The organism is Acinetobacter sp. S4397-1 (genome assembly GCF_024129285.1).
Taxonomy (GTDB): domain Bacteria; phylum Pseudomonadota; class Gammaproteobacteria; order Pseudomonadales; family Moraxellaceae; genus Acinetobacter; species Acinetobacter lwoffii_C.
Map to the genome: position 1 here is coordinate 83,061 of NZ_JAMXXZ010000002.1, position 14,542 is coordinate 97,602.

The following is a 14,542-nucleotide window of genomic DNA, read 5'->3' on the forward strand; positions in this document are numbered from 1 at the left end:
CCCGAGGCTAAAACATTTATTTTTGTATACAAAGACATTCATATAAAAATCTGATCGAGATGATCTTATTGAAAAAATATAGAGGAATTTCAATTTCTACTCTTATTATCAAGATGGTTTTTGTACAACTAAACCGGCATCTAACTATAAAGATTCGCCAGTTTCTGTATAATACGTTGACTTAACGTATAAGGAATCTCTCATGCACTTGGCGGCATTGCATACACCGAGCCAGATTCAACTCAATAAAGCAGGAAATCTCAAACATTTCCTGACCATCGAAGGTCTTTCCAAAGAAACTCTTACAAAAATATTGGACACTGCGTTGTCCTTTTTTAATGACCAAAATCAGCTAATCACCAACAATTTGCTTGAAGGCAAGACGGTGATGAACCTTTTCTTTGAGAATTCTACGCGTACGCGTACGACCTTTGAGGCGGCAGCCAAGCGTCTGTCGGCTAACGTGCTCAATATCGACATTGCGCGTTCCAGTACATCTAAGGGTGAAACCTTGCGTGATACTTTGTGGAACCTTGAAGCGATGGCAACGGATATTTTCGTGGTGCGTCATTCTTCTTCAGGTGCAGCACATTTTATTGCCAAAGATGTGTGTCCAAATGTCGCGATTATTAATGCTGGAGATGGTCGTCATGCCCATCCGACGCAGGCTATGCTGGATATGCTGACTATTCGCCGCGAGACCAACAAAAAATTTGAAGATATGTCGATTGCGATTATTGGCGATATTAAACACTCACGGGTAGCCCGTTCAGATGTGGCTGCATTACAAACGCTGGGTTGTAAAGATATTCGCGTAATTGCACCGAATACCTTGCTGCCTTATGGTTTCGATGATTATGGTGAAGGTGTTCGTCTATTCAATAAGATGGAAGCGGGCATCAAAGACTGTGACGTGATTATTACCTTGCGCATTCAGAATGAGCGGATTGATTCACCGGCTCTGTCTTCTCAGGCTGAATTCTACAAAATGTACGGTCTGAACAAAGAGCGTTTAGCCCTGGCCAAGCCGGACTGTATCGTCATGCATCCAGGGCCGATGAACCGTGGTGTGGAAATTGATTCCAGTATTGCAGACGGTCCGCAATCCGTGATTTTAAATCAGGTCACCAACGGGATTGCCGTGCGTATGGCGGTATTAGCGCTGGCGATGCAAGGCCAGTTGCAGGAGCAGGGTTTGATTGAAGCGCTTGCGGTATAAGGAATAAGTCATGACTATAGTAAAAATTGAAAATGTTCGTGTTCTTGATCCGATTCAAAACACTGATACCGTAGAAACCGTTTATCTGCAAAATGGCAAACGCATTGCAGCAAGCGAAAATGTTTCAGAAACCCTGGATGGACAAGGTAAATGGCTGATGCCAACCATGGTGGACTTATGTGCACGTTTACGTGAGCCAGGCCAGCAGCAACATGGAACGCTGAAATCTGAAGGCAAGGCCGCTCGTGCAAACGGGATTTTACACGTATTCACCCCACCAGATTCAAAACCCATCGTACAAGACAATGGCGCACTGATTCATGGTCTGGTTGAAAAGGCCATGCTGGATGGCGGCATCTATCTGCAGGTGATTGGGGCACAAACCCAAGGGCTGCAAGGTAATCAGCCAGCCAATATGGCAGGTTTGAAAAAGGGTGGCTGTACAGCCGTTTCCAATGCAAATGCAGCCTTTGCCAATGATGATGTTGTTCTGCGCACTCTGGAATATGCCGCAGGTTTAGACCTGACAGTGGTGTTCTATGCAGAAGAGCCGCAAATTGCCAAAGATGGCTGTGTGCATGAAGGCTTTATTGCTTCACGCCAGGGCTTGCCTATGATTCCGGTGCTGGCAGAAACAGTCGCCATTGCCAAGTATCTGCTGATGATTGAAGCTACAAAGGTACATGCTCACTTTGGTTTACTGTCTTGCGGTGCATCGGTAGAATTGATTCGTGCTGCCAAAGAAAAAGGCTTGCCGGTGACCTGTGATGTGGCGATGCATCAGTTACATCTGACAGATCAGCTGATTGATGGCTTTAACTCGATTGCTCATGTGCGTCCACCGCTTCGTTCTGAGCAGGATAAGGAACTATTGCGTCAGGGCGTAAAATCAGGAGTGATTGATGCGATTTGTACCCATCATGAACCGCTGAGCAGCTCTGCAAAGATGGCGCCATTTGCAGAAACACAGCCAGGTTTTACTGCCTTTGATACCTATATTCCGTTTGGGATTCAATTGGTGAATGAAGGCCTGTTTACACCGCTAGAATGGGTTGAAAAAGTCACTATTGCACCCGCCAAAGTTGCCCATATGCTTGAGCGCTGGAAAAAGGAAGCCGGCTGGGTGTTGGTAGATCCTGAACAGGAATGGACGCTCAGCAAAGACACCATCGTATCTCAAGGTAAAAATACGCCCCTGATCCAGCAACAGGTAAAAGGAAAAGTGGTGCAGAGTTTTATTGCTGTATAAATATTGCCGAGTTAGAGCTTGGATGGAGATTTAAAAAGTCAGCTTCGGCTGGCTTTTTAAATGACTGGATAAAAATTACTGATAAAAATAGCTCACGATAAATCGTGAAGCTTTATGATATTAATACAATTATTTACATTTATAAGGGGATCGCTGGATACACTGGTTGAGAATATTACACATTAAAAAAGACATAAAAATATAAAAGGATCGACAGGATGAATATAGATCTCATTGAAAAGCTCAAAAGTGAAGTCAGTGCGATTGTTTTGCAGGGTGAAACCGAACATTTATATGCAAAAGATCAGGCATTGGTTCAGTTCTATCCGATACTTTTAAGTATTTTACGAGCCCGCCCCGCCTGGATTGATAGCTTAAGCCAGCAGTTAAATCCAAAAGTCGATGAATTATTCAATACCAACCCGGCCCTAAAACAACAGTTTTTTGACCAGCTGGCTGTGGATGCTCCGCAAGCTGAAATAGAAAAAACCTTGAATAAATCAATTGTTCCAACTATTAGCTTTTTACAGACTGAAGCCGGAGCACCCAGAGCTGAAGCGGTCAGTTATTTACTGGAAATGTATGCAGATTCAATTGAAAGGGCTTTACCGGCATGGGCCAAGCCATTTCTGGCTTCCTTAGGGGTTTCTACGCTAGCCGCACAGAGCCTGAATCAGGCACCTATACTGGAGGCGGAACATGTGGCAGAGGTTCGGGAGGAAAAGAAAAAAGCCGCCTTGCTATGGCCTTTTATTATTTTCGTGATTATTGCCGCTATTATTTTATTTTTCTTTCGCGGCTGCATGCGTGAAGATGATCCTGAAGTAGGTCTGGATGGCCAGATTCCTGCCAGTGAGGCTGCTGTTGCCCAGCCTGCGGCATTACAGCTGAGTACAGGCAGCAATGGTGAGCTGGTCAGCTGTCAGTTGCAACTCAACAATCCGCAATACATGCAAATTCTGCAAGACGAGATCAAGCAGATCTTTAATTATAATATTGGTTGTGGTGCACTTAGCAGTGACGTCTATCATTCGGAATTTATTGATCAGGATACCATTCCGACTGTGTTGAGAACAATCCAGGGAATGCCAAATGTATCACTCGACTGGATTGGCAAGCAGGTTTCGGTTCGTGCAGCAACTAATGCAGAAGCCGAGCGGCTGGCAGCACAAATTCGTAGTCTGGCCAAAAATGTCACTGTGGTTACCCAACAGCCACTCAATAGAAGCGATGTGATTAATACTGCCAACAACGAAGCAGAACAAGCCTTGGCCAGTATCAAGACCGATAATGTTAAAGCACTGGATGTGGCGACTGCACTGAATTTACAGATCATCAATTTTGATACCGCATCGACTGAAGTTCCAGAGGTCAATAAACTGGTGCTGGATCAAGCTGCTGCATTATTGCAACGAGCGCCTCATGTGCAGCTGATCGTGAAGGGCCATACCGATGCTGAAGGAAGTACCGCAGCAAATGAAACGCTTTCTTTACGACGCGCTCAAGCGATTGTGACTTATCTGGTTCAGAAGGGAGTAGATCCTGCTCAACTGCGCGCAATGGGGATGGGACAGGCACAACCTGTTGAAACGAATGCAACGCGTGCCGGGCAATTTCAGAACCGTCGCGTGACCTTTGAGGTTGTGAATACCGAAACAGGGGTTGTACGTGGAGTAGATGCTGAAGGTGTGGTTGAGAAGACAGCCAACTAAGAGCGCGGCCTAAACGAAAAAGGACGAATTTTCGTCCTTTTTTAGCCATTAGAGTTGCATTTGAAATGCCATCCTATGTTATTGCCATACTACCTGACTCGGACTTTTAAAGCCGAGTCTTTTTCTTGGGTGATGATTCAAACCTTGAGTGATTTCTGAGAGATATTCATCTATCTAGGTATTTAATCACTGTCTTTTTAATCTATTGCCTGATTAAAGTCGGCTTAAGCAGACTGATGCTGGTCTGGCAGATGTCCTCTGTCTTAGGTGAGCTACATTTTTAGCCATACATAACCGGTCTTGCGATCAACACTCGAGATCAATAATGGTTGATGGTCCTTACCAAGCACTGTATCTATTTTTAGATCATCAAAGCGACTTCGCTGTTTAATTTCAATACGTCTGTTATGCAGGCTTTACCCTTATTTTCATCTTGTTGGACGAAGCTCAAGACCAGAGATAATATATGCCCACATTTCAGCATGGATTTTTTAGGATTTGAAACATAACATCTTTGCGCTAATTTATGGGCCTGCTTGGCAGAACAATCATTTCTTGCTCGATTGCCTGTAATTTCCCTAGCAATCGTTGCAATCTTGAAGAGCGATATGCTGTTTAAAAAAACCTTCACCTAACACGGTATATATGTGGTGTCTTTCTTCTTGAGCAAGAGGAGTATAGGTCATGATGCAATTTTGACTTTGGTTGGTCGGAAGCAGAATGTTCGCTCATCTTACTTCCTTCCAACACTTGAATCTCTATTGCAGTTCTGAGAATCCAAGGTGTGAATTAAGAAAATACCGGCGGACTATAAGTTAAAGTTCGGCCCAAGAACCAGAGCAGGAACAGTACCAAAGGTAGGTGGAAAATTAGCTGGGTAACCGTAAATCCAATCACGTCTTTGGCTTTTAACTTTAAGATGCCCAGCATCGGCAGCATAAAGAAAGGGTTAATCAGATTGGGCAGGGCTTCTGCCGCATTATAAATCTGTACTGACCAGCCCAGATGCACTTTCAGGTCATGTGCGGCCTGCATCACATATGGTGCTTCAATAATCCATTTGCCGCCGCCAGATGGAATAAAGAAGCCCAGAATCGCTGAATAGAGTCCCATCACGATGGCAAAGGTTTCCTGCGAGGCAATTGAAACGAAAAATTCAGCAATATAATGTGACAGCGACAGATCGGCCGGGTTCAGCGCATTGGTCATCATAAAGGCAATACTGCCATACAGTGGAAACTGGATCAGTACCCCTGAAATAGCCGGAACAGCCTTGGAAACTGCATTTAAAAAATTTCGTGGCGTACCGTGCAAGGCCACGCCCAAAATCAGGAAAATAAAGTTATAGGTATTTAAGCTGGAAATGGCCAGAATCGGATTGCTTTTGGAAAATTCGTTAAACATCCAGACTGCACCCAGAATCACAATCAGAATACTCAAAATCGGTGAATTTTCCAGCCAGTCCCCCGGTCTTTTTTCAGCAGATACTTGCGGTTTTTCTTCTTCAATCTGAATCGGGAAGTGCTCTATAGTTTTAATGTCAGACCCTTTAGGTGCTGACCAGTAAGCAATCGCAATTGAAGCCACAATCAGTACCGCCGTCATGATCATGGATTGCGGCAAGAAAATAGTCTCGGTAAACGGAATGACCCCAGTCAGGTTATAAATTGGCTCAGGCAGACTGGATTTATTGGCCTGTAACTGGGCTGCTGAGGAACTGATGCCCAGTGCCCAGGTGGCTCCCATCCCGATAATCGCGGCTGCGGCTGCAGCGCGGTAATCCATATTAAGTTCTTTGCGCTGTGCCAGTGCAATGACAAGTAGTGCAGTCAGTACGGTGCTCATGGCCCAGTTAATCAGGGAGATGAGCAGGCTGACGGTGGCGACCAAGACAATCGCGCCACGTCCGGAATGCGGCAGGCGTGCCATTTTCTGAATTAGTATTTGTACCGGCTTGGACACTGAAACTACATAACCGACCACGATCAGCATGCACATTTGCAAGGTAAAGGGAATCAGGCTCCAGAAGCCGTCGCCAAAGGAAATCGCCACATCCTGTGCCGGTGCACCAATTCCGATTGCGGCAATCGCTACAATGATCACGCCAAGCAGGGCAAAAATATAAGAATCAGGAAACCATTTTTCTGACCAGTCGCTGACGCGCAAGGCGAAGCGCTGCAAGATATTTTGTTGTGTCGACATGATTAAAATCCATTTATTCTGCGATTATTATTTTGAAATGCAGCAGTTGAATATAAAAAAAGCCCTTAAGAAAATGTATTCTTAAGGGCTGGATAGATCAGGCAACGTTACGCAGTAGCGGTACGCCAGTAACTTGCTGGATTTCCTCAAAACTTACCTCCGGTGCCAGTTCAACCAGACGAATTCCATCAGGAGTAACATCCAGTACCCCCAGATCGGTAATGATCCTGTGGACGACTGCTTGGCCAGTCAGTGGCAGGCTGCATTCTGAGACGATCTTTGGTGTGCCATCTTTGGCACAGTGTTCCATCAGGACCACGACTTTTTGTACACCCGCGACCAGATCCATGGCGCCACCCATACCTTTCACTTTTTTACCGGGAATCATCCAGTTCGCTAGATCGCCTTGGGCTGAAACTTCCATGGCTCCCAGAATGGCGATATTGACATGACCGCCACGGATCATGGCAAAGGAGTCAGCGCTGGAGAAAAATGAAGCCCCTTTACGTGCAGTCACGGTTTGTTTACCGGCATTGATCAGGTCGGCATCGACAGTCTCTGCCGTTGGAAATTCACCAATCCCCAGCAGGCCATTTTCCGACTGCAGCCAGACATTGATATTTTCCGGAATATAGTTGGCAACTAACGTGGGCAGGCCAATCCCGAGATTGACATAGAAACCATCTTCAAGCTCTTGAGCGGCGCGCTGCGCCATTTGATTACGTGTCCAAGCCATGATCAAGCCTCCGCCTTTAAAGTCATCTGTTCAATACGTTTTTCCGGTTGAGCGTTCAGGACTATCCGGTTCACATAAATTCCCGGTAGATGAATTTCGTCCGGATCCAGTACGCCAATTTCGACAATTTCTTCCACTTCAGCAATAGTCACTTTGCCAGCCATGGCACAGACCGGATTAAAGTTCTGGGCGGTTTTACGGAAAATTAAATTACCCGCTTTATCGGCTTTATAGGCTTTGACTAGCGCAACATCGGCAGTTAGAGATTCTTCCAGAATATAAGACTTGCCATGAAACTCACGGACATCCTTACCTTCAGCGATCACTGTGCCGACACCCGTCGCGGTATAAAAGGCTGGAATGCCTGCACCACCTGCGCGTAATTTTTCGGCCAAGGTGCCTTGCGGAGTTAATTCCACTTCCAGTTCGCCGCTTAAGTATTGACGTTCAAATTCCTTATTTTCACCGACATAAGAGGAGATCATTTTTTTAATCTGTTTGGTTTCCAGTAGAAGTCCCAGACCAAAGCCATCCACGCCAGCATTATTGGAAATACAGGTCAGGTTTTTTGCCCCAGTTTCTTTTAAGGCCGCGATCAGTGCTTCCGGAATACCGCACAAACCAAAACCACCTACGGCCAGGGTCTGTCCATCCTGAACCACGCCGTCTAAAGCAGCTTCTGCACTGTCATATACTTTATTTGCCATTTATTACCTCGATTTATTTTTTTCTTGCAGTTCGTTTGAGAAGATCTGCGGACTTATATCTTTGAGGACTTTTTAGGTCCAAATTAGGCTGCTTTAAGCACAGGTTTTTTGCCAATAGGCATTGGCATAATTGGAGGGATTATTGCGCTGCAAGACTGCACTAATATTACGGCTGGCCTGCATCAGGGCATCCAGTTGAATTCCGGTTTCAAAGCCCATATTCGAGAGTAGGTAATACAGATCTTCGGTCGAGACATTCCCTGAGGCCCCTTTGGCATACGGACATCCTCCGAGGCCAGCAATGGAGGAATCAAATACCCGAATACCTTGCAATAATGACTGGTAAATATTGGCAATCGCCATGCCATAAGTATTATGAAAATGTCCTGCCAAAACTTTAGCATCAAGTTCAGCCAGACAAGTCTCCCAGACTTTTTTCACCCGATCAGGCGTGGCCGTCCCAATGGTTTCACCCAAAGACACTTCATAGCAGCCCATATCGAGTAAGCGCTGAGTGACTTTGACCACCTGCTTCGGATCAATCGCACCTTCATAAGGGCAGTCCACCATGCAGGACACATAGCCACGTACCTTAATATCATTGGCTTTGGCAGCACTCATTACGTCGCTGAATTTTTCAAAGCTTTCATCAATCGAGCAGTTGATGTTCTTGCGGGTAAAGCTTTCAGAAGCTGCGGTAAATACCGCAACCTCTTTACAACCCACAGCCAAGGCAGATTCAAAACCTTTCAGATTTGGGGTTAACAAACTGAACTGAATATTCGGATCTTTAGGCAGGCTGGCAAACAGCACATCACTGTCTGCCATTTGTGGTACCCATTTCGCTGAAACACAGGAACCCACTTCAATGGCCTGTAAACCGGTTTTCATCAGATCCAGAATCAGGTTTTTCCGGTCATCCAATGTCAAAGGTGTTTTTTCATTTTGCAGGCCATCGCGTGGCCCGACCTCTACGATTTTGACAAAATCTGTCATGCGACTTCCTCCGCCAGTGGCTGGAACTCTACCAGTTCATCACCCGCCTTGACCTGATCTCCTTTTTGGAAATATGAACTTGCGACAATGCCATCATGGGGTGCACGAATCGAATATTCGATTTTCATGGCTTCCAGCGTCATCAGCACATCGTCTTTTTTTACCTTATCATTGGCAGAAACCAGAACTTGGGTAATGACGCCCGGCATTGGCGCAGTCAGGTTGTTTTCGGTGCCTTGCTCATCTTGACCATTAAAATCAGTGTTTAAATAACTGAACTTATGGCTTTGCCCATTCTGGAATAGGGTAATGCCATGTTCAGTCCGGCTAAAAGCCAGTTTTTGCTGTCTCACACCAAGATTCAGCTGAAGTAAATGCCTATCCAGCAGTTTTCCTCTAAGCTCTACACATTGATCCGCATAAGTGGCCAAAAAGCCTTCATCCTGTGTAGTAAAGCGAACCTCACACAATTGATCATTGCATTGTAATTTGATGCAATGAGTATTTTGCTGATTGAGGCGCCAGAATGAGCTGTGCTGCCAGACCGGATTGTTTGGAAGCGGATTTTGCGCCTGACGTGACAGGAGTTCAATCAGTGCAGCACTGATCACGAGTTCGGCATCAATCTCTGCAGAAGGGGGGAGCAGGAATGCTTCTTCACGCTGAATCAGACTAGTATCTAAATGTGCATTTTTGAATGAGTCACACAGCACCAGGCGATCTAAAAAGGCGATATTATTACCAAGACCATCGACATGGAATTGGCCCAGTGCATGATGCATCTGGGTGAGGGCTGCTTCACGGTTTTTGCCCCAGACAATCAGTTTGGCAATCATCGGATCATAATAGGTGCTGATTTCATCGCCTTCGACAATACCGCTATCGACACGTACACAGTCACTTTGCTCCGGATAATGTAAATAGCTGATCTGGCCGATTGCCGGGATAAAGCCTTTTTCCGGTTCTTCGGCATAGACACGCGCTTCAAGGGCATGACCATGAATCTGCAATTCATCTTGCTGCTTTGGTAAAGGCTCACCGAAAGCCACACGTAATTGCCATTCTACCAGATCCTGACCAGTAATCATTTCTGTGACCGGATGCTCGACCTGTAGACGGGTGTTCATTTCCATGAAGTAAGCTGTACCGTCTTGCTCCACGATAAACTCGACTGTACCGGCACCGACATAGTTGACTGCACGCGCAGCATCAATCGCCGCCTGACGCATCGCCTCAAGTTTGTCTTCCGGCATTTTCGGTGCAGGCGCTTCTTCCAGCACTTTCTGGTGACGGCGCTGTACCGAGCAATCACGCTCGAACAGATGTACATAATTGCCGTGGGTATCACCAAATACCTGCACTTCAATATGACGTGGCTGTACCACATAACGCTCAATCAGCACATCGTCATTGCCAAAGCTGGAACGTGCTTCACTTTTACAGGAAGCCAGCGAACCTAAAAAGTCTTCACTGCGCTCGACCAGACGCATGCCTTTACCGCCACCGCCGGCACTGGCTTTAATCAGCACCGGATAGCCAATACTGTCTGCCTGCTGCTTCAGAAAATCGGCATCTTGATTGGTACCATGATAACCGGGTGTCAAAGGCACACCGGCTTTTTCCATCAATGCTTTAGAGGTGGCTTTGAGGCCCATCGCCAAAATAGCCTCGACTGGCGGACCAATAAAAACAATATTGTGATCCTGACAGGCCAGGGCAAACTGGTCATTTTCAGACAGGAAACCATAGCCCGGGTGAATGGCTTGGGCACCCGTGATTTTTGCAGCCTCGATAATACGCTCAATCTGCAAATAACTTTGTGCTGCCGGTGATTCACCAATATGGATCGCTTCATCTGCCAGTTTCACATGCTGTGCCTGCGCATCGGCATCGGAGTAGACGGCAACGGTGGCAATCCCTAATTTTTTTGCTGTACGAATGATACGGCAGGCAATTTCGCCACGGTTGGCAATTAAAATCTTTTCAAACATTGTAGGATCCTTCTTGTTGTTATGCCGTGGTCTTGATCCAGGCCGGGCTTTGTTTGTTCAAAAATGCATTCAGGCCATTTTTCGCCTCATCTCCCTGGCGAACATGGGCAATATGCTGTGCTGTTTTAAGCAGTAAATCTTCGCTCAAAACTTGCTGGTCGACCAGTTGAATCAGCTGTTTAGAGGCATGTTGTGCCGCTGGCCCACCGAGCAATAAGGCTTCCGCAATTTCATCAATTTTGCTATCGAGCTGCTCTGGGGCAGTCACTTCATGTGCCAGTCCAATGTTTTTGGCCTGTTCCGCTGAAATACGCTCGGCAGTCAGGAAATAACGTGACGCCTGACGGGCACCAATCGCCCGAATAACATACGGGCTAATGGTGGATGGGGCCAGACCTAAACGTACTTCTGAGGTGGCAAATTTGGCATCGGTGCTAGCCACACAAATATCACAGGCCGAGGCTAGACCCATACCGCCACCAAAGGCAATCCCATGTACCCGGGCAATGGTCGGCTGTTTTAAGGTCGCCAGACTTTGCAGCATTTTCGCCAGTTTTAAGGCATCGGCTTCATTGTCGGCTTGTGAGGCCTGACCGGCCTGTTTCATCCAGTTCAGGTCGGCGCCAGCCGAGAAGCTTTTGCCTCGTCCGGCCAGAATCACCACGCGCACATCATCACGTGCATTTAAAGACTGAAAGCAGGCATATAATTCTTCAATGACCTGAGTATTAAAGGCATTGTGCAGTTCAGCACGGTTGATCCAAACCGTTGCCACCTGATTCTGCTGTTCGAGCTGTAAAAACTGATAATCCATTGTCGTCACCTCTTACATACGGAACACGCCGAACTTGGTTGGCTGAATTGGCGCATTCATCGCTGCAGCCAGACTTAAGGCCAGCACTTCACGCGATTGTGCCGGATCAATCACACCGTCATCCCATAAACGGGCTGAAGCATAATAAGGATGACCCTGACGTTCGTATTGATCACGAATAGGCTGTTTAAACTGATCTTCTTCTTCAGCTGACCAGCTACCGCCTTTTTGCTCAATCTGATCACGTTTGAGGGTCGAAAGTACACTTGAAGCCTGCTCACCGCCCATGACCGAGATTCGAGAATTAGGCCAGGTCCACATAAAGCGCGGCGAATAAGCACGGCCACACATGCCATAGTTGCCGGCACCAAAAGAACCGCCAATCACCAAGGTCAGTTTTGGCACATTGGCATTGGCCACCGCCATCACCAGTTTGGCACCGTTCTTGGCAATGCCTTCATTTTCATACTGGCGACCCACCATAAAACCGGTAATGTTCTGAATGAAAATCAGCGGAATATTGCGCTGGGTACACAATTCAATAAAATGTGCGCCTTTTTGTGCAGACTCGGAAAACAGAATGCCGTTATTGGCAATAATCCCGACTGGCATCCCATAAAGCTTGGCAAAACCGGTCACCAGAGTCGTGCCGAAACGCGCCTTGAATTCGTCAAAGCGTGAGCCGTCAACAATACGTGCAATCACTTCACGCACATCAAAAGGCTTGCGGGCATCACAAGGAATAATGCCGTACAGTTCTGAACTGTCAAAGCGTGGTGCCTCAACTTCCTCTGCGGTCTTGTTGGGCTTTTTGTTCAGATTTGCCACAATGTTGCGTGCAATGGCAAGGGCATGCTCATCACTTTCTGCCAGATGATCAGCAACACCAGACAAACGGGTATGTACATCACCGCCACCGAGGTCTTCACTCGACACCACTTCACCAGTTGCAGCTTTGACCAGCGGCGGGCCACCCAGGAAAATCGTACCCTGGTTGCGCACAATAATAGTTTCATCCGACATGGCAGGCACATAAGCACCACCGGCAGTACAGCTACCCATCACCACTGCAATCTGGGCAATTCCCTGACTGGACATACGCGCCTGATTGTAGAAAATACGGCCGAAGTGATCGCGGTCTGGAAATACTTCATCCTGTAAAGGCAAATATGCACCACCAGAATCGACCAGATAAATACATGGCAAATGGTTCTGTTCGGCAATTTCCTGTGCGCGTAAATGCTTTTTCACTGTCAGCGGATAATAAGTCCCGCCTTTTACCGTAGCATCATTGGCCACGATCATGCAGGTCACACCATTGACCTGACCCACACCAGCGACCACACCTGCCGCAGGCACGTCATCCTGATAGACTTGATAGGCAGCCAGCTGACCGATTTCCAGAAAAGCGCTACCTGGGTCAATCAGCTGGTTAATCCGTTCACGTGGTAACAGTTTGCCACGGTCGAGGTGTTTCTGGCGGGCAGTTTCTCCACCACCCAAGGCAATTTTTTCAACTTTCTGCTTCAGGTCATCCACCAGTTGCAGCATGGCAGTCTGGTTGGCTTTAAACTCTTCACTACGAATATTGATTTTGCTCTGTAACTGATTCATGACGAACATCCTTGTTTTATTCTCAGTATTAAGGTTTAGGCTGTTTCGTTAAAAAGCTCACGGCCAATGAGCATGCGGCGGATTTCTGAAGTGCCGGCACCAATTTCATACAGTTTGGCATCGCGCCATAGACGGCCTGCTGCAAACTCGTTGATATAACCGTTTCCACCTAAAGTCTGAATGGTTTCACCGGCCATCCATGTGGCTTTTTCGGCCGCATATAAAATTGCGCTGGCAGCATCTTTACGCAGGCTGCGACTATGCTCGGCCTTGTCACATTCAGCGCCGACGGCATAAACCAGTGCCTTACATGCCAGCCAGGTCGAGTACATATCAGCCATTTTGCCTTGCATCAACTGGAATTCACCCAGCGCCTGACCAAACTGTTTACGGTCATGAATATATGGAATCACGGTATCCATGCAGGCATCCATAATGCCCAGCGGACCTGCACTGAGAACCGCACGTTCATAGTCCAGACCACTCATCAGCACTTTGGTGCCATTGCCGACACCACCGAGGACGTTTTCTTTAGGGACTTCGACATTGTCAAAGAACAGCGGGTAAGTGTTGGAACCGCGCATACCCAGTTTATCCAAATGGCTGCCGTGGCTGAAACCTGGCATATTTTTTTCAACCAGAAAAGCAGTCATGCCTTTGGCACCCGCCTGTAAATCGGTTTTGGCATAAACCACTAATACATCAGCATCACCGCCATTGGTGATCCACATTTTGGAACCGTTCAACAGATAGTGATCGCCTTTGTCTTCGGCCTTGAGTTTCATACTGACCACATCCGAGCCGGCATTCGGTTCAGACATCGCCAAGGCACCGACATATTCGCCAGAAATCAGTTTTGGCAGATAACGCTGCTTTTGTTCTTCATTACCATTACGCTTAATTTGGTTCACACATAGGTTAGAATGTGCGCCATAGGACAAACCAATGGATGCTGAAGCCCGGGAAATTTCCTGCATGACAATAATATGTGCCAGATAACCTAAATTGGTGCCGCCATATTCTTCACCAACTGTCAGACCCAGCAGGCCCATATCACCAAATTTTTTCCAGAGCTGAGCCGGGAATTCGTTATCGCGGTCAACCTGTTGGGCAATAGGGGCAATTTCCTTGGCGCAAAAGGCAGCCACTGAATCACGAAGCGCTATCAGAGTTTCATCTAAACCGAAATCCAAGCTTTGTAAATTCATTCTTCATCCATCCTGAGGTTATATTTGTTGTGTCCAAAAAAGCATTTTTGTTGTGCTTGCTTTTTAACATACAACGAAAAAACAAAAAAGTGAA

At 46.7% G+C, this 14,542-nt stretch carries 11 protein-coding genes; 3 read left to right on the top strand and 8 right to left on the bottom strand.

The genetic code is table 11. The features are described 5' to 3' along the window. The first annotated feature begins 202 nt into the window (after positions 1-202). The 3 genes from NI467_RS01665 to NI467_RS01675 all read left to right on the top strand — a co-directional run bounded on the left by NI467_RS01665 (position 203) and on the right by NI467_RS01675 (position 4,180). The gene (locus NI467_RS01665; RefSeq protein ID WP_151206112.1) at positions 203-1,219 is read left to right on the top strand and encodes an aspartate carbamoyltransferase catalytic subunit; all 1,017 of its coding nucleotides are present in this window, start codon (positions 203-205) and stop codon (positions 1,217-1,219) included. A gap of 10 nt (positions 1,220-1,229) precedes the next feature. Further along, a complete protein-coding gene (locus NI467_RS01670) occupies positions 1,230-2,468 on the top strand; it encodes a dihydroorotase (RefSeq protein WP_151206113.1) in 1,239 nt (412 codons plus the stop codon). A 218-nt stretch (positions 2,469-2,686) separates the two neighbouring features. Continuing rightward, positions 2,687-4,180, top strand: coding sequence for an OmpA family protein (locus tag NI467_RS01675; RefSeq protein ID WP_253150596.1), 1,494 nt, complete (start codon positions 2,687-2,689; stop codon positions 4,178-4,180). A gap of 789 nt (positions 4,181-4,969) precedes the next feature. Here the strand turns inward: NI467_RS01675 and NI467_RS01680 are convergent. From NI467_RS01680 to NI467_RS01715, 8 genes are all read right to left on the bottom strand, one after another. Beyond that, positions 4,970-6,382: a short-chain fatty acid transporter gene (locus NI467_RS01680; RefSeq protein WP_151206115.1), complete on the bottom strand. Its 1,413-nt coding sequence runs from the start codon at positions 6,380-6,382 to the stop codon at positions 4,970-4,972. A gap of 97 nt (positions 6,383-6,479) precedes the next feature. Beyond that, complete coding sequence (locus NI467_RS01685; RefSeq protein ID WP_151206116.1) at positions 6,480-7,118, bottom strand: CoA transferase subunit B; 639 nt, start codon at positions 7,116-7,118, stop codon at positions 6,480-6,482. A 2-nt stretch (positions 7,119-7,120) separates the two neighbouring features. After that, complete coding sequence (locus NI467_RS01690) at positions 7,121-7,825, bottom strand: CoA transferase subunit A (protein WP_151205245.1); 705 nt, start codon at positions 7,823-7,825, stop codon at positions 7,121-7,123. 93 nt (positions 7,826-7,918) lie between these two features. Further along, entirely contained in the window at positions 7,919-8,821 is a 903-nt protein-coding gene (locus tag NI467_RS01695) for a hydroxymethylglutaryl-CoA lyase (RefSeq protein ID WP_151206117.1), read from the bottom strand. Beyond that, on the bottom strand, positions 8,818-10,812 hold the full coding sequence (locus NI467_RS01700; RefSeq protein WP_253150598.1) for an acetyl/propionyl/methylcrotonyl-CoA carboxylase subunit alpha: 1,995 nt from the start codon (positions 10,810-10,812) through the stop codon (positions 8,818-8,820). Before NI467_RS01700 ends, NI467_RS01695 begins: the two co-directional genes overlap by 4 nt. Before the next feature lie 19 nt (positions 10,813-10,831). After that, positions 10,832-11,626: an enoyl-CoA hydratase/isomerase family protein gene (locus NI467_RS01705; RefSeq protein WP_253150600.1), complete on the bottom strand. Its 795-nt coding sequence runs from the start codon at positions 11,624-11,626 to the stop codon at positions 10,832-10,834. 12 nt (positions 11,627-11,638) lie between these two features. Next, positions 11,639-13,240, bottom strand: coding sequence for a carboxyl transferase domain-containing protein (locus NI467_RS01710; RefSeq protein WP_253150602.1), 1,602 nt, complete (start codon positions 13,238-13,240; stop codon positions 11,639-11,641). Positions 13,241-13,275: 35 nt separating this feature from the next. Next, entirely contained in the window at positions 13,276-14,448 is a 1,173-nt protein-coding gene (locus tag NI467_RS01715) for an isovaleryl-CoA dehydrogenase (RefSeq protein ID WP_151205240.1), read from the bottom strand. Positions 14,449-14,542: the final 94 nt, after the last annotated feature.

Bases quoted from the DNA above. Each gene is read 5' to 3' on its own strand.
- NI467_RS01665 (WP_151206112.1), top strand. From the start codon at position 203: ATGCACTTGGCGGCATTGCATACACCGAGCCAGATTCAACTCAATAAA.
- NI467_RS01670 (WP_151206113.1), top strand. From the start codon at position 1,230: ATGACTATAGTAAAAATTGAAAATGTTCGTGTTCTTGATCCGATTCAA.
- NI467_RS01675 (WP_253150596.1), top strand. From the start codon at position 2,687: ATGAATATAGATCTCATTGAAAAGCTCAAAAGTGAAGTCAGTGCGATT.
- NI467_RS01680 (WP_151206115.1), bottom strand. From the start codon at position 6,382: ATGTCGACACAACAAAATATCTTGCAGCGCTTCGCCTTGCGCGTCAGC.
- NI467_RS01685 (WP_151206116.1), bottom strand. From the start codon at position 7,118: ATGGCTTGGACACGTAATCAAATGGCGCAGCGCGCCGCTCAAGAGCTT.
- NI467_RS01690 (WP_151205245.1), bottom strand. From the start codon at position 7,825: ATGGCAAATAAAGTATATGACAGTGCAGAAGCTGCTTTAGACGGCGTG.
- NI467_RS01695 (WP_151206117.1), bottom strand. From the start codon at position 8,821: ATGACAGATTTTGTCAAAATCGTAGAGGTCGGGCCACGCGATGGCCTG.
- NI467_RS01700 (WP_253150598.1), bottom strand. From the start codon at position 10,812: ATGTTTGAAAAGATTTTAATTGCCAACCGTGGCGAAATTGCCTGCCGT.
- NI467_RS01705 (WP_253150600.1), bottom strand. From the start codon at position 11,626: ATGGATTATCAGTTTTTACAGCTCGAACAGCAGAATCAGGTGGCAACG.
- NI467_RS01710 (WP_253150602.1), bottom strand. From the start codon at position 13,240: ATGAATCAGTTACAGAGCAAAATCAATATTCGTAGTGAAGAGTTTAAA.
- NI467_RS01715 (WP_151205240.1), bottom strand. From the start codon at position 14,448: ATGAATTTACAAAGCTTGGATTTCGGTTTAGATGAAACTCTGATAGCG.